This window comes from Brevundimonas sp. TWP2-3-4b2, assembly GCF_049897345.1.
In the GTDB taxonomy this organism is placed as follows: Bacteria; Pseudomonadota; Alphaproteobacteria; order Caulobacterales; family Caulobacteraceae; genus Brevundimonas.
Genome location: NZ_JAFCWB010000004.1, coordinates 101,166 through 118,125, shown reverse-complemented (window position 1 = coordinate 118,125; position 16,960 = coordinate 101,166). Strand labels below are relative to the sequence as shown.

Sequence of the window (16,960 nt, the reverse complement as noted above, 5' to 3'; positions counted from 1 at the left end):
GAGGGCGCCCTTCGCCTATCTGGACGCTGGCGCCGGATTCACGTCCGATGCGCCGCGTTCTGACAAGTCGGGGTGACGACACATGGCTTCGGCCGCCGAACAACTCGCAGCAAACATGAACATGGGCTCGTTCGCCAAGGCGACCGAGCTGCACAAGCGTCTGCTGTTCACGCTTATGGCCCTGCTGGTCTACCGCATCGGCACCTATGTGCCGATCCCGGGAATCAACTCGGAAGCGTTCCTGCAGTTCTTCCAGAACCCGGACGGCCAGCGCGGAATCCTGGACATGTTCAACATGTTCTCGGGTGGTGCCGTGGAGCGCATGGCCGTGTTCGCCCTGAACGTCATGCCCTACATTTCGGCCTCGATCATCGTCCAGCTGATGGGTGCCGTGTATCCGCCGTGGGAGAAGCTGCGGAAGGAAGGCGGCGAGAGCGGTCGCAAGCAGCTGAACCAGTACACCCGCTATCTGACCGTCGTGCTGGCGCTGTTCCAGTCGACCGGCATCGCCGTCGGTCTGAACGCCCAGCCGGGTCTGATCGACGCGCCGGGTCTGTTCTTCATCGTCTCGACCATCACTACCCTGACCGGCGGGACCATGTTCCTGATGTGGCTGGGTGAGCAGGTTACCGCCCGCGGCGTCGGCAACGGCATCTCGCTGATCATCTTCGCCGGCATCGTCGCCGTCCTGCCGGGCACCATCGCCCGCATGTTCGGCCTCGCCCAGCAGGGCCAGATGTCCGCCTTCTCCCTGTTGTTCATCGCCGTCATGATGATGGCGGTCGTCGCCTTCATCGTCTTCATGGAGCGGGCCCAGCGCCGACTGCTGATCCAGTATCCCAAGCGTCAGGAAGGCAACCGCATGACCGGCGGCGAGCGTTCGTTCCTGCCGTTGAAGGTCAACACCGCCGGCGTCATCCCGCCGATCTTCGCCTCGTCGCTGCTGATGCTGCCGACCACGGTGGCCCAGATGACCGCCAATGCGAATCTGCCGTCCTGGATGGACTGGCTGCCGCTCGTGACGGCCCAGATGCAGCACGGCCAGCCGGTGTTCATGTTGCTGTACGGTGCGTTGATCGTCTTCTTCTGCTTCTTTTACACCTCGATCACCTTCAATCCCGAGGATACGGCCGAGAACCTGCGCAAATACGGCGGCTTCCTGCCGGGCATCCGTCCGGGCAAGCGCACGGCCGAATATCTGGACTATGTCCTGACCCGGCTGACGGTGATCGGTGCCGCCTACATCACCGTCGTCTGTCTGTTGCCGGAAATGGTCATCGCCAACTTCGGTACAGGGCTGGCGTTTGGCGGCACGTCCATCCTGATCGCGGTCTCGGTGACCATGGACACGGTGGCGCAGATCCAGTCGCACCTGCTGTCCCACCAATACGAAGGCCTGATCAAGAAGGCCAAGCTGCGCGGGCGCGGCAAGGCTCCCGGCAAGGGCGTCACCGCCCCGGCCCGGCGCTAGAACCTTCGGGGGAGGGGCGGCGATGAACCTGATCCTGTTCGGACCGCCCGCGGCGGGCAAGGGCACCCAGGCCAAACGGCTGGTCGAGGCCCGCGGCATGGTCCAGCTGTCGACCGGCGACATGTTGCGCGAGGCGATCGCCTCGGGCTCCGACCTCGGTCGCGAGTGCCAGGCGATCATGTCACGGGGCGATCTGGTGTCGGACGTCATCGTCATCGCGCTGATCGAGGCGCGACTGAAGGAGGCGGAAGACGCCGGCGGTGCCATCTTCGACGGTTTCCCCCGCACCGTCGCCCAGGCCGAGTCGCTCGACCGCAGCCTCGCCCGTCTGGGCAAGCAGATCGACCATGTGATCCGCCTCAAGGTCGACGATGCGGCTCTGCTCGAGCGGGTCGCGGTACGCTTCGCTGACCAGGGCCGTCCGGACGACAATCCCGAAAGCTTCAAGGTCCGTCTCGACGCCTACAATCGCAACACCGCGCCGCTGCTGCCCTACTATGCCGACAAGAGTCTGCTGACCGAGATCGACGGCATGGGCGCGATCGATGTGGTGGCCGAGGCCATCGACGCGGCCCTGGACGGCTCCCCGACCTGAACCGGGCCTGACCTTTTGGCGATTCCGTGCGTTCATGTCTCCGGTGGCAGGACAGGAGCATGCGGATCCAACCCCCCTTTCTGACGAAGAAGCGGCTGCGGACCGCCGGCGTGGTCGTGGGCGTATCGGTCGCGCACCTGCTGGTGTTCGCCGTGATCGCGCGCACCCAGGCTGATGTTCCCATGCTGCCGCCGGCACCGCCCATCAATGTGATGCTGTTCCGGCCGACGCCGCCACCGCCCGCACCGCCGCCGCCGCTGAAGCCCACGCCGGATCCGGGGGGCGGCAAGCCGGCCGCGCCGTCGCGCATCCACGTCACGCCCAAGCCTGCTGAAAAACCGCGCGAACTGCCCGCGCCGCCGGTACCGGCTCCTGAACCGGCGCTGGTGATCGGCATGGCCCCCGTGGCCGGTCCGACGCCCGGCATGGGGCAGGGCGGCACGGGTAACGGGACGGGCACGGGCAATGGTGACGGTGAAGGTTCAGGCTCGGGCGGGATCGGGCCGCGCTTCATTCGCGGCGCCACCCAGGCCGAGATCTTCAGTGTGGTGCCGCGGGGTCGCCGTCAGGGCCGCGGCTCGGTCAGTTGCGTCATTCGCCTGGACGAGCGACTGGACGGCTGCCGCTTGGTCAGCGAGACGCCGCCGGGTCAGGGCTTCGGGGCTGCGGCGGTGACCGTGGCGGAGGCCTATTTCCGTTTCCGCCCGCCGATGAGCGCCTCGGGCCGCCCGGTCGAGGGCCAGCGGGTGACCGTCTTCGTCCAGTTCGGGCGCTGATCCGGGCAACGCGTCGGGCGTCAGGCGTTGACGCAGCGCGAATCCCCTGTATAAGGCCGGCTTCCGCGAAGGGCGTCGGCGCTCCTGGTCTGTTGACCGGAGCGTTTGTTGCGTCCGCCAACGCGCATCTGGAGAGCTTCGTGGCCCGTATCGCTGGTGTCAACATCCCGACCAACAAGCGCGTGGAGATCGCGCTTCAGTACATCCATGGCATCGGCGCCCACGCCGCCAAGGACATCACGGCCAAGGTCGGCATCGAGCCCGCCCGCCGGGTGAACCAGCTGACCGACGCCGAGGTCCTGCAGATTCGCGAGACCATCGACCGTGATCACACCGTCGAGGGCGACCTGCGCCGTGAGACGTCCATGAACATCAAGCGTCTGATGGATCTGGCCTGCTACCGCGGCCTGCGTCACCGCAAGGGCCTGCCGGTCCGCGGTCAGCGCACCCACACCAACGCCCGCACCCGCAAGGGTCCCGCCAAGCCGATCGCCGGCAAGAAGAAGTAAGACAGACACATGGCCAAGGAACCGGGTCGCGTAAAGAAGCGCGAGCGCAAGAACATCACCTCGGGCGTCGCCCACGTGAATGCGTCCTTCAACAACACCATGATCACGATCACCGATGCCCAGGGCAACGCGATCTCGTGGTCGTCGGCGGGTCACATGGGCTTCAAGGGTTCGCGCAAGTCGACCCCGTACGCCGCCCAGATGGCCGCCGAGGACGCCGGCAAGAAGGCCCAGGAACACGGCGTCAAGACGCTGGAAGTCAACGTCTCGGGTCCCGGTTCCGGCCGTGAGTCGGCCCTGCGCGCCCTGCAGTCGGTCGGCCTGACCATCACCACCATTCGCGACGTCACGCCGATGCCGCACAACGGCTGCCGCCCGCCCAAGCGTCGCCGCGTCTAAGCGTACGCCGACCGACTATCTATCTCCGCCGGTCCTGCCGCCCCTGACGAGGAGCGAGGGACCGGCGAACTCCGTTTTCGAGGGACACCCATGATCGAACGTAACTGGCAAGAGCTGATCCGTCCCGAGAAGCCGCAGATCGAGGCGAGCTCCGACCCGCAGCGCAAGTCGCGCCTGGTCGCCGAGCCCCTGGAACGCGGCTTCGGCGTGACGCTCGGCAATGCCCTGCGTCGCGTTCTCCTGTCGTCGCTGCAAGGCGCCGCCGTGACCGCGATCCAGATCGACGGCGTGGTCCATGAATTCTCGTCGCTGGAAGGCGTGCGCGAGGACGTGGTCGACATCGTTCTGAACATCAAGCAACTGGCGCTGCGCATGCACGCCGAAGGCCCCAAGCGCATGACCCTGCGCGCCACGGGCCCCGGTGCCGTGACCGCCGGTCAGATCGACGCTCCGGCCGACATCGAGATCCTGAACCCCGACCACGTCATCTGCACACTGGACGACGGTGCCTCTGTGCGCATGGAACTGACCGTCCAGAACGGCAAGGGCTATGTGGCTTCGGAAATGAACCGTCCGGAAGACGCGCCGATCGGCCTGATCGCCGTCGACGCCCTGTATTCGCCGGTCAAGCGCGTCGCCTATCGCGTCGAGCCGACCCGTCAGGGCCAGTCGCTGGACTATGACAAGCTGATCCTCGAGGTCGAGACCAATGGTGCGGTCTCGCCGGTGGACGCCGTGGCCTATGCCTCGCGCATCCTGCAGGACCAGCTTCAGATCTTCATCACCTTCGACGAGCCCAAGAAGGCCGTGGAAGCTGCCGACGGCAAGCCGGACCTGCCCTTCAACCCGGCCCTGCTGAAGAAGGTGGACGAGCTGGAACTGTCGGTGCGTTCGGCCAACTGCCTGAAGAACGACAACATCGTCTACATCGGCGACCTGATCCAGAAGACCGAGGGCGAAATGCTTCGCACCCCGAACTTCGGCCGCAAGTCGCTGAACGAGATCAAGGAAGTTCTCACGACCATGGGGCTCAGCCTCGGTATGGACGTGCCGAACTGGCCGCCCGAAAACATCGAAGACCTGGCCAAGAAGTTCGACGACCAGATCTAGTTTCAACCCTCCGCCCTTGACCCATTCCAGTGTTCTGGGAGGTCGCGGAGCGGTTAGAATGAGTGAGCTCAAGGTCCACCACGGTGGAAACCAGGGCTGAGTAGGAGAGACCCCGATGCGCCACGGCGCCGCCTATCGCAAGCTCGGTCGTACGAGCGCACACCGGACCGCCATGTTCGCCAACATGGCTGCGTCGCTGATCAAGCATGAGCAGATCACGACCACGCTTCCCAAGGCGAAGGAACTCCGTCCCTTCGTCGAGAAGCTGGTCACGCTCGCCAAGAAGGGCGACCTGCACGCGCGTCGTCAGGCCATCAGCCAGGTGCGTGACGTGCCGCAGGTCGGCAAGCTGTTCGAGACGATCGGACCGCGCTACGCCGACCGTAACGGCGGCTACATCCGGATCATGAAGGCCGGCTATCGCCACGGCGACAACGCCGCCATGGCCGTGATCGAGTTCGTCGATCGCGACGCCGACGCCAAGGGCCTGGACTCGGGTCCGGTCTACGCCATCGAGGGCGACGACGAAGCGTAAGCTTCTGCCGTTGGGGCTTGAGAAAAGGGCGACCGGTGCAAACCGGCCGCCCTTTTTCTTTGGCCGCACCTCCGTCAGATTGGGTCGAACATAAGGAAGCATCGTCGTCGTGAGCGTTGAGATCGTTCCTTTCCGTCCTGACCACTCAGCGGCATGGCGCTCATTGAATGAGGACTGGCTGCTGGCCGGCGGCTATGTGCTGGAGGCCAAGGACCAGCTGGTGCTCGGCGATCCGCAGGGGGCAATCCTCGACAAGGGCGGCGTCATCTTCATGGCCGAGCGCGACGGCACGCCCATCGGCTGCTGCTCGCTGATGGCCATGGCCGGCGGCGGCTATGAGGTCGGCAAGATGGCGGTGGCGGAGGGTGCGCGCGGCCTCAATCTCGGCTGGCGGCTGCCTGAGGCGTGCGAGGCAGCGGCGCGGTCGGCGGGGAGCTCGTTCCTCTATCTGGAGACCAACCGCGCCCAGACGCACGCGATCGCCCTGTATCTTCGCTTCGGATTCGTCGACCTGCCGCCCCGGTCGACGCCCTATGCCCGCTGTAATGTCTGGATGGAGAAGCGGCTCTGACCGCTATTCCTTCGACAGGTCCTGTCGGGGAAACCACGCCAGTGCCGCACCCAGCGGGCCGAAGGTCCAGAGCGCCAGGCTGAACCACGCCTTGACGGTGAGGCCGTCAGGCAGAGCCGCTGCGCCGGGGCCACCCTCGATCGTGGTCTTGACGACGTCTGCCGCCGCACCCGGATTGATCAGGATCGCCAGCCAGGCGTCGGGCATGACGCCCATTGGCCCGAGCATCTGGGGCGTGAAAAACTGGGCCACGCCGAACACCAGCGGGGTGAACAGCGCCGCCAGCAGGGAACGCGTCACAACTGCCGCCAGCATACCCATCATCGTGAACTGAACGATGCGCAGCCACGACAGGCTGGCGAAGCCCAGGAACTGACCGGCCATCTCGCCTGTCATCGAGAACGTCAGCCGGCGTTCGAACACGCCGACCTTGATCAGGCTTTCGGCCACCGCCGCGACCAGCATCAGCGCCATCGCCGCCAGCGCCAGCCCGGCGACCGTCACCAGCTTGGCCAGCAGCAGGTTGGTGCGGCTGTTGCGTGCGCTGATCAGACGCCAGGTCTCCCAACGATAGTCGCCCGCGTACAGGGTCGCCGCGCCGATCAGGACGAACAGCAGCACCAGCGGATTGGCGAAATTGCCCGCCGCCGTGACCAGAGCCTCGCCCATGTCCAGTGCGCCGCGGGTCAGGGCTTCGCGGACCTCTGGCGGCATCTTGGTGTCGCCAAGGATCTTGGTTTCGCTGCCCTTGAGCACGAAATTGGTCAGGGCCCCGATTGCCACGGAGATGATCGGCACGAAGGCGAGGCTCCAGAACAGGGCGGTCCTGTTCTTCGACAGGCGGAAGCCTTCGGCGCGAATAGCGTCAACCAGCATGGATCGTCTCCGGCGCCTGCACGGCACCCGTCTCGGTGAAGAAGATGGCCTCGAGGTCCGTCCCGACCCAGCGCGCCTCGCTGATGTCGACCCCGGCCTCGACCAGGGCGCGGATCAAGGCTGGTCCGTCCGCGCGCGAGATGTCGGCCAGAACGGCGTCGCCGTCGCGAACGCCCCTGGTGCCCAGCACGGACAGAACCTTGTCGACCGGTCCGGCGGACACGCGCAGGCGTTCGCCGACGGCGGTCAGTTCGCTGACCGCGCCCTCGCGTACCAGCTTGCCCTTGTTCAGGATGGCGACGCGGTCGCAGACTCGCTGGACCTCCAGCAGCTGGTGGCTGGCCAGGATCACGGTCAGGCCGTCGTCATTGGCGAGGCTGCGGATCAGGGCCCGCATCTCCTGGATGCCGGGGGGGTCCATGCCGCTGGTCGGTTCATCCAGAATGATCAGCTCGGGCTTGCTGATCAGCGCCGCGGCGACGCCGAGGCGCTGCATCATGCCCACGGAGAAGCCCCGCACCTTGCGGTCCGCCGCCTCGGACAGCCCGACCCGCTCCAGCCAGTAGGGAATGTCCGCCGTGCCGGCGATGCCGTGCTCCAGCGCCAGCCAGCGCAGCACCTGCCTGGCGGTCAAATAGGGGGGGTAGCGCGGGGTCTCGATCATCGAGCCCGTCAGGCGCATGTGGGCGATGTCGCCGACCGGCCCGTTCATGATGGTCGCCGTCCCGTCCGTCGGCCGGATCAGGCCCAGCAGGATGCGGAACAGTGTCGACTTGCCGGCCCCGTTCGGCCCCAGCACGCCATAGACCCCGCCTCGCGGGATCGACAGGTCCAGCCCGTCGAGGGCGCACACGGTTCCGTAGGTCTTGGTCAGTCCACGGGTTTCGATCACGGTTGTCATGCCGTCAGCTTGGCCTTGTGCCGCCGGTTCGCGCAAGGCGTCGCTGCATTAAGCTTTCGCAACCCCGGCTTGCGGCGTCGCCATGCCGAAGGCGATCAGCTCGCCGTCGGGAGCCAAAACCAGAAGCTCCCTCTGGCCATAGGGCTTGTCCGCCGGTCCATGGACGTCGCCGGGGGGCAGGGTGTCGAGCTTCGGCTTCAGTTCGGCATAGAGGGCGTCCACGTCGCGTACGTCGATATAGTAGGCGAACCGCCGATGGGCCGGCACCGTCGCGCCGCTCTCCGCCTGCAGCAGCCGGAAGCCCACAGTCTCGCGATGGATGTAGGCGTAGCCCGGCTGCCGGAACGGGACAGCGAACCCGAGGATGTCCGTGAAGAAGTCCAGCGCCTTCTGCAGGTCCGCGACGTGCAGGAAGGGCGTTACCTGAAGGAAGTTGGTCATGGAGGCCTCCGCCGTGATGATACCACAGGGCTGACGGGCGCACCCGGGTCGGCTAGAAGGCCCGTCCCGTTGTCGAGCCCGCCATGTCCGCCCTGTCCCGTCTCCGCACCCACCGCGCCGCGCTCGCCTTCATCTTCGTGACGGCTGTGCTCGACATCGTGGCCATGGGGATCATCATTCCGGTCCTGCCGCAGCTGATCGAGGATTTCGTCGGCTCGAACGCCCGGGCCGGCGTCATCAACGGCGTTTTCGTCGCCCTGTGGGCGGGGATGCAGTTCATCTGCTCGCCGATCATCGGCTCGCTGTCGGACAAGTACGGACGCCGCCCTGTCATCCTGATCAGCTGCGCCGGTCTGGCCCTCGACTATGTGCTGATGGCGGTCGCGCCGAACCTGTGGTGGCTGGCGGTGGGTCGGATCATCGCCGGGATCACCTCGTCCAGCTTCACCACCGTCTATGCCTATATGGCCGACATCACCGCGCCGGAAAGGCGGGCCAGGGCCTATGGCCTGATCGGGGCGGCCTTTTCATTCGGCTTCGTGCTGGGGCCGGTGCTGGGTGGTTTCCTCGGTGAGTTCGGGCCGCGGGTACCGTTCTGGTTCGCCGCCGGCCTGTCGACCGTGGCCTTTCTTTACGGCCTGCTGGTGCTGCCCGAGAGCCTGCCCGTCGAGAAGCGGATGGCCTTCAGCTGGAAACGCGCCAATCCCGTCGGGTCGCTGATCCTGCTGCGCCGTCACCCCGAGCTCAGCGGCCTGTCGGTCGTGAATTTCCTGCTCTATTTCGCCCACCACGTCTTTTCGGCGGTGTTCGTGCTGTATGCGGCCTGGCGCTATGGCTGGGGCCCGCGCGAAGTTGGCCTTTTGCTGGCCCTCGTCGGGGTGCTGGACATGGCGGTGCAGGGCGTCCTCGTCGGGCCGGTCGTCAAGCGGCTGGGCGACCGGGCGACCATGGTGCTGGGTCTGGTCGGCGGCACGGTCGGGATCGCGGCCATGGGCTGGGCCCCGGACGGCCTGATGTTCATCCTGGCCATGCTGCCCAACGCCCTGTGGGGTCTGGCCATGCCGACGCTGCAATCCCTCATGACCCGCCGCGTCGGCGAGGACGAACAGGGCCAGCTTCAGGGCGCAAACATGAGTGTCGCCTCGATCGCCGGGGTCTTGTCGCCGCTGTTCTTCGGCTGGATCTATTCGCTGTCGGTGGGCGAGTTCGCGATCATCCAGATGCCCGGCCTGGCCTTCTATCTGGCCGCTGTGGTTCTGTTGCTGGCGGCGATCATCGGCTGGCTGGTCGGGCGGGGGGCGGAACGGCGCGACGCCCCGCCCGTTGAGGCCCCGCCCTCGCCTTGATCCGGTCGAAAAGCCGGTGCGGAATGGCGGCGCTCCAAAGCCCTTCTGACCAGACCGGATGACCATGACGCCCCGCACGCTCGCCATCGCCGCTGCCCTGACGCTCGCCGCCTGTGGCCAGCCCAACGATACAAAGGCCCAAGACGGGGTCTTCGCCGACAACCGCGTCGTTCCCGGCGACGCCATGACCATGAAGGCCAGCTTCGCGCCTGTGGTGCGCACGGCGGCGCCGGCCGTGGTCAATGTCTCCGCCCGCGGGGTGCAACGGGTCCAGGATCCGTTCTGGTCCATGTTCGGCCAAGGGGTCCGGGCCCAGCAGGTCGGTTCGGTCGGCTCGGGGGTCATCGTGCGCCCGACCGGTGTGGTGGTGACCAACTATCACGTCATAAACGGCATGCAGCAGATCAAGGTGGTGCTGAATGACCGCCGCGAATTCGACGCGCGGATCATCCTGGCAGACGAACGCTCCGACATCGCCGTGCTGCAGCTGGAGGGCGTCAGCGAGCGCCTGCCGACCCTCAACATCGACGATCGCGAGGAACAGCAGATCGGCGACCTGGTCCTGGCCATCGGCAATCCGTTCGGCGTCGGTCAGACGGTGACCAACGGCATCATCTCGGCCCTGAACCGGACCGAGACGGGCATTTCGGATTCCGGATCCTTCATCCAGACCGACGCGGCCATCAATCCGGGCAATTCCGGCGGGGCGCTGGTCGACATGGACGGCGACCTGATCGGCATCAACACCGCCATCTTCTCGCGCTCGGGCTCGTCGTCGGGCGTCGGCTTTGCCGTGCCGGCTGCGGCGGTGAAGCGGGTGGTGGATTCGGCTGTGGGCGGAGCCACCGCCGTGATCCGGCCGTGGCTGGGGGTGAAGGGCGACAGCGTCAGCGCCGACGTCGCCCGCAGCCTCGGCCTCGAGCGGCCGCAGGGACTGGTGGTCACCAAGGTCTGGCCGGGTGGACCCGGCGCGCGCGCGGGACTGCAGGAAGGGGACGTCATCACGGCCATCGACGGGGCCGAGATCAACGACCAAGGCGGGCTGAATTTCCGCGTCGGCACGCGCGAGCCGAACGACACGGTGCAGGTCGCGGTGCTGCGTGACGGGCGGACGGAGACGTTGAGCGCGCGGGTCCAGCGCCTTCCGGGGGATGCGGACGTCAAGGACGCGGCGGTAATCCAGTCCGGTGCGCTGGCGGGGGCACAGGTGCTGGCCCTCAATCCGGCGCTCGCCGACAGCCTGGGCGGCGATCCGTTCGCCACCGGGGTCATCATCGGCCAGGTGCAACGCGGGGCCTATGCCCAGCGCGCCGGTCTGCAGGGCGGCGACATCGTCCTGTCGGTCAACGGCCGCGCGGTCACCTCGGTCCAGCAACTGGGCAATATCGCGCGCGGTTCGGAACTGACCATCAGCCGCCGGGGTCAGCGGATCAGCGGCACGATCCGCTGACCGGTTCCCGAAGGATCTAGGTCGCGATCGGCGAGGCGATCGACCATGTGTGGCCGAACGGGTCCATCAGCCGCCCGTAACGGTCGCCCCAGAACTGATCCGCCAGGGGCATCAGCGGCACGCCGCCGACGCGGATGGCGCGGTTCCACCACTCATCGGCGTCATCGACCTGCAGATGCATGGCGACGCCCGTGGGGACGACATCGGCAGGGTGGCCGTATTCGGGGAACTCGTCGGACAGCATCATCAGCCCGCCGTTGATCACCAGCCGGCTGTGCATCAGCCGCTCGCCGTCATCGGCCAGATTGCGGAACAGCTCCTCGGCCCCAAAGGCGGCGCGATAGAATTCGACCGCCGCCTGGCCGCCGCGCGAGGGAATGGTCAGATACGGGATGACGCCGCCGGACGGGATCTGGTTCGGGTCGGCCATGTCTGTCTCCTCGGGCTGAGCGATACTAACGCGTGAAATGCCTGCCCGGAACGCCTATCTGTAGCCGTCCATGACCGACCTGTTTGAAGCCTCCGGCATCCACCCTCCAGACGCGCCGCTGGCCGACCGCCTGCGGCCCCGCACCCTCGACGAGGTGGTGGGTCAGGACCACCTGCTGGGGCCGGGCGGGCCGATCCGGCGCATGGTCGAGGCCGGGCGGCTGGGGTCGATGATCCTGTGGGGCCCGCCGGGCACCGGCAAGACCACCATCGCCCGCCTGCTGGCCCAGGCCGCCGGCTACCAGTTCCAGCAGATCAGCGCCGTCTTTTCGGGCGTCGCCGACCTGAAGAAGGCGTTCGAGGCCGCCCGGATGCGCCGCGCCGCCGGCCAGTCGACGCTGCTGTTCGTCGACGAGATCCACCGCTTCAACCGTGCCCAGCAGGACGGTTTCCTGCCGTTCGTGGAGGAGGGGATCATCACCCTCGTCGGGGCCACGACCGAGAACCCGTCGTTCGAGCTGAACGGGGCCCTGCTGTCCCGATCCCAGGTCTACGTCCTGAAAAGACTGGATGATTTCGCTCTCGATCAACTGTTGATTCGCGCTGAGGCGCAGGAGGGAAAGACCCTGCCTCTGACCCCCGAGGCGCGTCACGCGCTGGCGGCGCTGGCCGACGGCGACGGCCGCTACCTGCTGACCATGTCAGAGGTGCTGTTCGACCTGACGTCAACGGAGCCGTTGGATGTACACGCCCTTGCCGGCATCTTGCAGAAGCGTCCGCCAGCTTACGACAAGAGCAGAGAAGAACACTACAACCTCATATCAGCGTTGCATAAATCGGTTCGAGGGTCTGATCCGGACGCGGCGCTCTACTGGCTGGCGCGAATGCTGAACGGGGGCGAGGATCCGCTGTATCTGGCGCGCCGGATCGTGCGTATGGCGGTCGAGGACATCGGCGAGGCCGACCCCCTGTCGCTGCTGGTCGCCAATGCGGCCAAGGATACCTACGACTTCCTCGGCAGCCCCGAGGGCGAACTGGCGCTCGCCCAGGCCGTGGTCCACCTCGCTACCGCGCCCAAGTCGGTCGGCGTCTATGAGGCCTTCAAGGCGGCGAAGCGAGCGGCGGCGGAGACCGGCTCCTTGATGCCCCCGGCCCACATCCGAAACGCCCCGACGAAGCTGATGAAGTCGCTGGGCTACGGGAAGGGCTATCAGTACGACCCCTCGACGCCCGAAGGCTTCTCGGGCGCGAACTTCTTCCCCGACGGGATGGAGCGCCGCGTCTTCTACACGCCGAAAGGGGAGGGGCATGAGGCCAAGGTCAAGGAGCGGCTGGAACGCTGGGCGGCGATGCGGGCCGAGGCACCGGGGGAAGGCGAAGCCGGAGGCTAGCGTTGCGGCTGAGGCAGGCCGGGCGTAGCCTTTCCGCCGTCAACCTTGGGAGGGGTCAATGACGACCATGACTGTGAAGACGCCGTGGCACCTGTGGGTGGTCGGCGGACTGGCGCTGCTGTTCAACGCGATCGGGCCTTACGATTATGTGCGGACCATGCTGGAAGGCTCGGCCTATCTGGCCAGCGCCGGCATGACAGCGGCGCAGATCGCCCATTATGAGGCCTTGCCGATCTGGGTTCATGCCGCCTGGGCGATCGGCGTGTGGGCCGCCATCGCGGGTGCCGTCCTGCTACTGTTGCGGCGCAAACTGGCCCTGCCGGTGTTCGCGGTGTCGCTGGGTGCCTTCATGCTCAACATGCTGCACACCTATGGGCTCAGCGATGGCGGCCGGATCATGGGCCAGCAGATGGCTGTGACCAACGTCATGATCGCTGTCATCCTGCTGGTTCTGATCGGGTATTGCTGGATGATGTCCGGGAAGCGGGTCCTGCGCTGACAGCCGCGGGCGATCCAGCGTTGCCGCCGGGCCGTAATCCGGTCTAGCCTTTGGTCATCGGTCAACCTTGGGAGGGGAAGATGACTGGATTGAACAAGTCTGCGGTGCCGTGGCACCTGTGGGTGGTGGGCGTGATCGCCGTGCTGTGGAACGCCTACGGCGGCTATGACTACACGATGAGCATGACCCAGGGCGCGACCTATATGGCTGCGTCCGGTATGACGCCGGATCAGATCGCCTATTACGATACCATGCCGGTCTGGATGACGGCCGTCTGGGCGATCGGCGTATGGGGCGGGGTGCTCGGCTCGCTGCTGCTGCTGATGCGCAACAAGCTCGCCTTTCCGGTGTTCGCGGTGTCGTTCGGGGCCTTTCTGCTCAGCCTGCTGTACGTCTACGGACTCAGCGACAGCGGCAAGATGATGGGCTTCATGATGAAGGACGGGGTCAAGGTGGCCTCGTCGATGATCATCATCATGAACGTCGTCATCGCCGCCGGGTGCGCCTTCTTCACCTGGTACGCCTGGGCGATGAGCAAGAAGGGCGTGCTGCGTTGACCATAAGCCGGCCGGCGGCACCCTGGCACCTGTGGGTGGTCGGGGTTGTCGCCCTGCTGTGGAACGGCCTCTGGTGCTTCGACTACACCATGACGCAGACCCGGGGCGACGCCTGGCTGGCCAACATGGACCCGACCGCGCTCCAGATGGACTGGTTCCATGGCATGCCGGCCTGGACGGACGGTGCCTGGGCGTTCCATGTCTGGGGCGGCGCGCTGGGCGCGGTCCTGCTGCTGCTGCGGCGCAACTGGGCGCTGCCGGCGTTCGTCGCCGCGTTCCTCGGCTGGGCCGCGGGCGCGGTCTATACGTTCGGGCTGTCAAACGGAATGGAGGCCATGGGTGCGTACTGGCCGATCCTGATCGTCAAGGGCGGAGTCTGCGCCTTCTTCACCTGGTACGCCTGGACGATGGGCAAGACGGGCGTTCTGCGTTGAGGGGCTGACGGACGGTCGGTCTTTCGCCTATGCAGGCGCGGTGACCGACCGTTCGCCTGCCAACCTGTCCGAAGATGACATCGCCGCCGCCCGGTCATGGGTGATCCATGAGGACGAGGCCGTGATCGCCTTCAACAAGCCTGCCGGCCTGTCCAGCCAGGGCGGCCGCATCCAGGCCCACACCCTGGACGACCTGTTGTGGGCCTTTGCCCGCTCGAACGGCAAACGGCCCGATCTGGTGCATCGGCTGGACCGTGACACCTCGGGCGTCATTCTGGCGGCGAAAACAAAGCCGGCGGCGGGCTTCCTCGGCAAGGCCATTCAGGCGCGCCGGTTCAAGAAGACCTATCTGGCTCTGGTTTCGGCGGCCCCGGAGCCGCGCGCCGGAACCATCGACCGGCCGCTGCTGCGCCAGGAGATCGGCCGCGAAAGCTATATGCGCGCGGTCGAGGCCGACACGCCCGGTGCCCAGGCGGCGCTGAGCCGCTATCGCACACTGTCCGCGTCCGAAGACGGGGCGCTGGTTGAACTGGATCCGGCGACGGGACGGATGCACCAGCTGCGCGTGCACATGGCCGCGATCGGACGCCCACTGGCCGGTGACGCCCGCTACGGTGGGGCGCTGACCTTCGCGGGCCGCGCCGCGCCGCGCCTGATGCTGCACGCGGCGAAGCTGGTCTTTCCCCACCCGGAGGGCGGCTATCGCACCGTCGAAGCGCCCCCGCCCGAGGATTTCGAGGCGTTGAAGGCGGCGGCGGATCTCTGACGGCAGCGTATGCCAGCGGACACAGGAACCTCTGTCAGCGCCCGGCGCTATTTGAGACATACCCGGAGACCCGTCATGAACCGTTTAAGCCTGCCCCTGATCGTCGCTGCCGGACTGGCTATGTCCGCCTGCGCCAGTCTGGCCCCCTATGGCGCACAGATGTCGCCCGGCGGCCAGGGCTATGCCGAGCAACGCATTGAATCCAATCGTTTCCGCGTCACCTACAGCGGGGTCGGCGCGCCGGGGCCGGTGGCCGACATGGCGCTGTTGCGCGCGGCTGAGCTGACGACGTCGCAGGGTTATGACTGGTTTGAGGTCACACAGCGCTGGATCGACGGCCGTTCCGACAGTGCCGGCGGCCTGCAGCCCAGTCTCGGCCTCGGCTACGGGTCGGGCCGCTCGTCCGGTCGTTATGGCAGCTATTCGACGTCAGGCGTGGGCGTGGGGGTCGGCCTGAATTTCAGTGGTCCATCCCCGACCGCGACGACACTTGAGGTCGTGATGGGCAACGGCACCAAACCCGACCGCCCGGATGCCTATGACGCCCGCGGTGTGCAGGACGCCCTGCGGCGGTAGGATTTACAGCCGTGCATCCCCGCCTTCGCGGGGATGCACGGAGTGAGATGGACCTTACCGCCCGCCGCGCGTCAGCGCCCTGTATTCCACCAGCCGCTCCTTGTCGCGCCGCACCTGATCCGAGACGGCGTTGTCGACGTCCAGCGAGGCGTAGCGGACCCAGCCGTCGACCCCCAGCTTGTCCTGGATGGCGGCCACCGGCGTGCGCCAGCGGTAGTAGGACAGCCAGCTGACCAGCACGCCCAGCACGGCGGCCAGACCCTGCAGGGCGCGGAAGCCTGCTTCGCCGCTCGCAGGTGCCGGCTCAAGGGCCAGCACCACGAGGCCCACGATCAGCACCAGCGGCGTCATGATCCGTTGCGCCCAGCGCATCCAGTAGCGCTCGCGGCGCACCCGCCACAGCTCCATCTGGACGTGCTTTTCGAGATATTCCATGCGGGCCCCAAGCCACATGGTCAGCCGCGTCAGATACATGGCGCGCTGGCCCCAGGCCTTGCCGTCGTTGGCAAACTGGGTCTCGGCCTGGTCTGCCAAGGCGCGGGCGCTGGTGAACAGATTCTGCAGTTCACGGGTCCGCTGCACGATCTCGCGCGACAGTTCGTAGGAATCGTTCTCGAGCTGGAACCGGTACTGGATGAACAGCACGGCCTGCAGGCCCCAGTACAGGCCGAAGGCGGCGATCATCGCGCCGGCGGCGAGGGCGAGGCCCATGGGGGCCGATCCTGTCCAGCCGGTGAACAGGCCTGACCCGAGGATGGCCAGGGCGGCGAAGGCGGCCAGCGCCCCGGCCTGGCTCAGCCGCTTGATCGTCACATGCACCAGCAGGGCGCGGAACACGCGCCGGCCATAGCCGTGGATGCGGCTGCGGATATCGGTGTCGACCGGGAACCGCTCCTCGATCTGGCGGCTGTACAGGACGTGGAACCGGTCCGGCTTCCCGTCGGTCTCCCAGAACGGAAAGATGTCGAGCGGCTGGTTGAAATATTCGTCGATATGCGACGAGACGATCGCCTCCGCCTCGGGCGTGGAGGCGAAATACTCGCTTTCCTGAATCGGGCGCAGGATGCCGTCGCCGCCACGCAAGGGCGCGCGGCTGTGGCTCGGCGTCGCCTGCGGTATGGCCCGATTGGGGCTGTCCTCTGCGCCGCGTGGCGGGGGATTCGGCGCGGCCTGCAGCCGGGCGTCCTCGCCATGGCCGCCGTGGCCGCTGTCGTGCGAGGGGGCGTCGTGGCCGTGGTTGTGATCGTCGTGCGACATGGCGCTTCGGCGGTCCCTTGAATCGTCAGCCCTACAGTATGGCAGATCGCGCCGCCGGGCCGACGGCGTTC

At 66.8% G+C, this 16,960-nt stretch carries 21 protein-coding genes; 16 read left to right on the top strand and 5 right to left on the bottom strand.

The window, feature by feature from the left end; translation table 11 throughout:
* Positions 1–82: 82 nt before the first annotated feature.
* The 8 genes from secY (at position 83) to ACP7AS_RS10850 (ending at position 5,966) form a co-directional block, all read left to right on the top strand.
* Positions 83–1,471 (top strand): preprotein translocase subunit SecY, encoded by a 1,389-nt coding sequence (gene secY, locus ACP7AS_RS10885; RefSeq protein WP_426028894.1) that lies wholly within the window; start codon positions 83–85, stop codon positions 1,469–1,471.
* 22 nt (positions 1,472–1,493) lie between these two features.
* A complete protein-coding gene (locus ACP7AS_RS10880) occupies positions 1,494–2,066 on the top strand; it encodes an adenylate kinase (protein ID WP_426028893.1) in 573 nt (190 codons plus the stop codon).
* 59 nt (positions 2,067–2,125) lie between these two features.
* The gene (locus ACP7AS_RS10875; RefSeq protein ID WP_426028892.1) at positions 2,126–2,842 is read left to right on the top strand and encodes an energy transducer TonB; all 717 of its coding nucleotides are present in this window, start codon (positions 2,126–2,128) and stop codon (positions 2,840–2,842) included.
* A gap of 140 nt (positions 2,843–2,982) precedes the next feature.
* Positions 2,983–3,351, top strand: coding sequence for a 30S ribosomal protein S13 (rpsM, locus tag ACP7AS_RS10870; protein ID WP_292096020.1), 369 nt, complete (start codon positions 2,983–2,985; stop codon positions 3,349–3,351).
* Positions 3,352–3,360: 9 nt separating this feature from the next.
* Entirely contained in the window at positions 3,361–3,750 is a 390-nt protein-coding gene (gene rpsK / locus ACP7AS_RS10865) for a 30S ribosomal protein S11 (protein WP_013268944.1), read from the top strand.
* A gap of 90 nt (positions 3,751–3,840) precedes the next feature.
* Entirely contained in the window at positions 3,841–4,860 is a 1,020-nt protein-coding gene (locus ACP7AS_RS10860) for a DNA-directed RNA polymerase subunit alpha (protein WP_426028891.1), read from the top strand.
* Between the two features lie 115 nt (positions 4,861–4,975).
* Positions 4,976–5,395 carry a 50S ribosomal protein L17 gene (gene rplQ / locus ACP7AS_RS10855; RefSeq protein WP_300467175.1) on the top strand — a complete coding sequence of 140 codons (420 nt, stop codon included), beginning with the start codon at positions 4,976–4,978 and terminating at the stop codon, positions 5,393–5,395.
* Between the two features lie 109 nt (positions 5,396–5,504).
* Positions 5,505–5,966, top strand: a complete 462-nt coding sequence (locus tag ACP7AS_RS10850) for a GNAT family N-acetyltransferase (protein ID WP_426028890.1) — start codon at positions 5,505–5,507, stop codon at positions 5,964–5,966.
* A gap of 3 nt (positions 5,967–5,969) precedes the next feature.
* Here the strand turns inward: ACP7AS_RS10850 and ACP7AS_RS10845 are convergent, their stop codons facing one another.
* From ACP7AS_RS10845 to ACP7AS_RS10835, 3 genes are read right to left on the bottom strand one after another with little or no spacing between them, the layout of a single operon-like run.
* The gene (locus tag ACP7AS_RS10845) at positions 5,970–6,842 is read right to left on the bottom strand and encodes a hypothetical protein (protein ID WP_426028889.1); all 873 of its coding nucleotides are present in this window, start codon (positions 6,840–6,842) and stop codon (positions 5,970–5,972) included.
* Positions 6,832–7,743, bottom strand: coding sequence for an ABC transporter ATP-binding protein (locus ACP7AS_RS10840; RefSeq protein WP_426028888.1), 912 nt, complete (start codon positions 7,741–7,743; stop codon positions 6,832–6,834). Before ACP7AS_RS10840 ends, ACP7AS_RS10845 begins: the two co-directional genes overlap by 11 nt.
* A gap of 48 nt (positions 7,744–7,791) precedes the next feature.
* On the bottom strand, positions 7,792–8,184 hold the full coding sequence (locus ACP7AS_RS10835; protein ID WP_426028887.1) for a bleomycin resistance protein: 393 nt from the start codon (positions 8,182–8,184) through the stop codon (positions 7,792–7,794).
* Between the two features lie 83 nt (positions 8,185–8,267).
* On the opposite strand from ACP7AS_RS10835, the gene ACP7AS_RS10830 reads away from it, so the two are divergent.
* Entirely contained in the window at positions 8,268–9,530 is a 1,263-nt protein-coding gene (locus ACP7AS_RS10830) for a TCR/Tet family MFS transporter (RefSeq protein ID WP_426028886.1), read from the top strand.
* A 64-nt stretch (positions 9,531–9,594) separates the two neighbouring features.
* Positions 9,595–10,980, top strand: coding sequence for a trypsin-like peptidase domain-containing protein (locus tag ACP7AS_RS10825; protein WP_426028915.1), 1,386 nt, complete (start codon positions 9,595–9,597; stop codon positions 10,978–10,980).
* A 16-nt stretch (positions 10,981–10,996) separates the two neighbouring features.
* On the opposite strand, the gene ACP7AS_RS10820 is transcribed toward ACP7AS_RS10825, so the two are convergent.
* On the bottom strand, positions 10,997–11,410 hold the full coding sequence (locus ACP7AS_RS10820) for a VOC family protein (RefSeq protein WP_426028885.1): 414 nt from the start codon (positions 11,408–11,410) through the stop codon (positions 10,997–10,999).
* Between the two features lie 70 nt (positions 11,411–11,480).
* Between ACP7AS_RS10820 and ACP7AS_RS10815 the strand changes: the two genes are divergently transcribed.
* From ACP7AS_RS10815 to ACP7AS_RS10790, 6 genes are all read left to right on the top strand, one after another.
* Entirely contained in the window at positions 11,481–12,800 is a 1,320-nt protein-coding gene (locus ACP7AS_RS10815) for a replication-associated recombination protein A (RefSeq protein WP_426028884.1), read from the top strand.
* Between the two features lie 58 nt (positions 12,801–12,858).
* A complete protein-coding gene (locus ACP7AS_RS10810; RefSeq protein WP_426028883.1) occupies positions 12,859–13,299 on the top strand; it encodes a hypothetical protein in 441 nt (146 codons plus the stop codon).
* A gap of 80 nt (positions 13,300–13,379) precedes the next feature.
* Positions 13,380–13,856: a hypothetical protein gene (locus ACP7AS_RS10805; protein WP_426028882.1), complete on the top strand. Its 477-nt coding sequence runs from the start codon at positions 13,380–13,382 to the stop codon at positions 13,854–13,856.
* Positions 13,853–14,290, top strand: coding sequence for a hypothetical protein (locus ACP7AS_RS10800; RefSeq protein ID WP_426028881.1), 438 nt, complete (start codon positions 13,853–13,855; stop codon positions 14,288–14,290). Before ACP7AS_RS10805 ends, ACP7AS_RS10800 begins: the two co-directional genes overlap by 4 nt.
* A gap of 40 nt (positions 14,291–14,330) precedes the next feature.
* Positions 14,331–15,056, top strand: coding sequence for an RluA family pseudouridine synthase (locus tag ACP7AS_RS10795; RefSeq protein ID WP_426028880.1), 726 nt, complete (start codon positions 14,331–14,333; stop codon positions 15,054–15,056).
* 75 nt (positions 15,057–15,131) lie between these two features.
* Positions 15,132–15,632 (top strand): CC0125/CC1285 family lipoprotein, encoded by a 501-nt coding sequence (locus ACP7AS_RS10790; RefSeq protein ID WP_426028879.1) that lies wholly within the window; start codon positions 15,132–15,134, stop codon positions 15,630–15,632.
* 54 nt (positions 15,633–15,686) lie between these two features.
* On the opposite strand, the gene ACP7AS_RS10785 is transcribed toward ACP7AS_RS10790, so the two are convergent.
* Positions 15,687–16,889: a hypothetical protein gene (locus ACP7AS_RS10785; RefSeq protein ID WP_426028878.1), complete on the bottom strand. Its 1,203-nt coding sequence runs from the start codon at positions 16,887–16,889 to the stop codon at positions 15,687–15,689.
* Positions 16,890–16,960 lie beyond the last annotated feature (71 nt).

What these genes read in the sequence shown, in the direction of transcription:
- secY (WP_426028894.1), top strand. Translation starts at nt 83, where the DNA reads ATGGCTTCGGCCGCCGAACAACTCGCAGCAAACATGAACATGGGCTCG.
- ACP7AS_RS10880 (WP_426028893.1), top strand. Translation starts at nt 1,494, where the DNA reads ATGAACCTGATCCTGTTCGGACCGCCCGCGGCGGGCAAGGGCACCCAG.
- ACP7AS_RS10875 (WP_426028892.1), top strand. Translation starts at nt 2,126, where the DNA reads ATGCGGATCCAACCCCCCTTTCTGACGAAGAAGCGGCTGCGGACCGCC.
- rpsK (WP_013268944.1), top strand. Translation starts at nt 3,361, where the DNA reads ATGGCCAAGGAACCGGGTCGCGTAAAGAAGCGCGAGCGCAAGAACATC.
- ACP7AS_RS10860 (WP_426028891.1), top strand. Translation starts at nt 3,841, where the DNA reads ATGATCGAACGTAACTGGCAAGAGCTGATCCGTCCCGAGAAGCCGCAG.
- rplQ (WP_300467175.1), top strand. Translation starts at nt 4,976, where the DNA reads ATGCGCCACGGCGCCGCCTATCGCAAGCTCGGTCGTACGAGCGCACAC.
- ACP7AS_RS10845 (WP_426028889.1), bottom strand. Translation starts at nt 6,842, where the DNA reads ATGCTGGTTGACGCTATTCGCGCCGAAGGCTTCCGCCTGTCGAAGAAC.
- ACP7AS_RS10840 (WP_426028888.1), bottom strand. Translation starts at nt 7,743, where the DNA reads ATGACAACCGTGATCGAAACCCGTGGACTGACCAAGACCTACGGAACC.
- ACP7AS_RS10835 (WP_426028887.1), bottom strand. Translation starts at nt 8,184, where the DNA reads ATGACCAACTTCCTTCAGGTAACGCCCTTCCTGCACGTCGCGGACCTG.
- ACP7AS_RS10830 (WP_426028886.1), top strand. Translation starts at nt 8,268, where the DNA reads ATGTCCGCCCTGTCCCGTCTCCGCACCCACCGCGCCGCGCTCGCCTTC.
- ACP7AS_RS10825 (WP_426028915.1), top strand. Translation starts at nt 9,595, where the DNA reads ATGACGCCCCGCACGCTCGCCATCGCCGCTGCCCTGACGCTCGCCGCC.
- ACP7AS_RS10820 (WP_426028885.1), bottom strand. Translation starts at nt 11,410, where the DNA reads ATGGCCGACCCGAACCAGATCCCGTCCGGCGGCGTCATCCCGTATCTG.
- ACP7AS_RS10815 (WP_426028884.1), top strand. Translation starts at nt 11,481, where the DNA reads ATGACCGACCTGTTTGAAGCCTCCGGCATCCACCCTCCAGACGCGCCG.
- ACP7AS_RS10810 (WP_426028883.1), top strand. Translation starts at nt 12,859, where the DNA reads ATGACGACCATGACTGTGAAGACGCCGTGGCACCTGTGGGTGGTCGGC.
- ACP7AS_RS10805 (WP_426028882.1), top strand. Translation starts at nt 13,380, where the DNA reads ATGACTGGATTGAACAAGTCTGCGGTGCCGTGGCACCTGTGGGTGGTG.
- ACP7AS_RS10790 (WP_426028879.1), top strand. Translation starts at nt 15,132, where the DNA reads ATGAACCGTTTAAGCCTGCCCCTGATCGTCGCTGCCGGACTGGCTATG.
- ACP7AS_RS10785 (WP_426028878.1), bottom strand. Translation starts at nt 16,889, where the DNA reads ATGTCGCACGACGATCACAACCACGGCCACGACGCCCCCTCGCACGAC.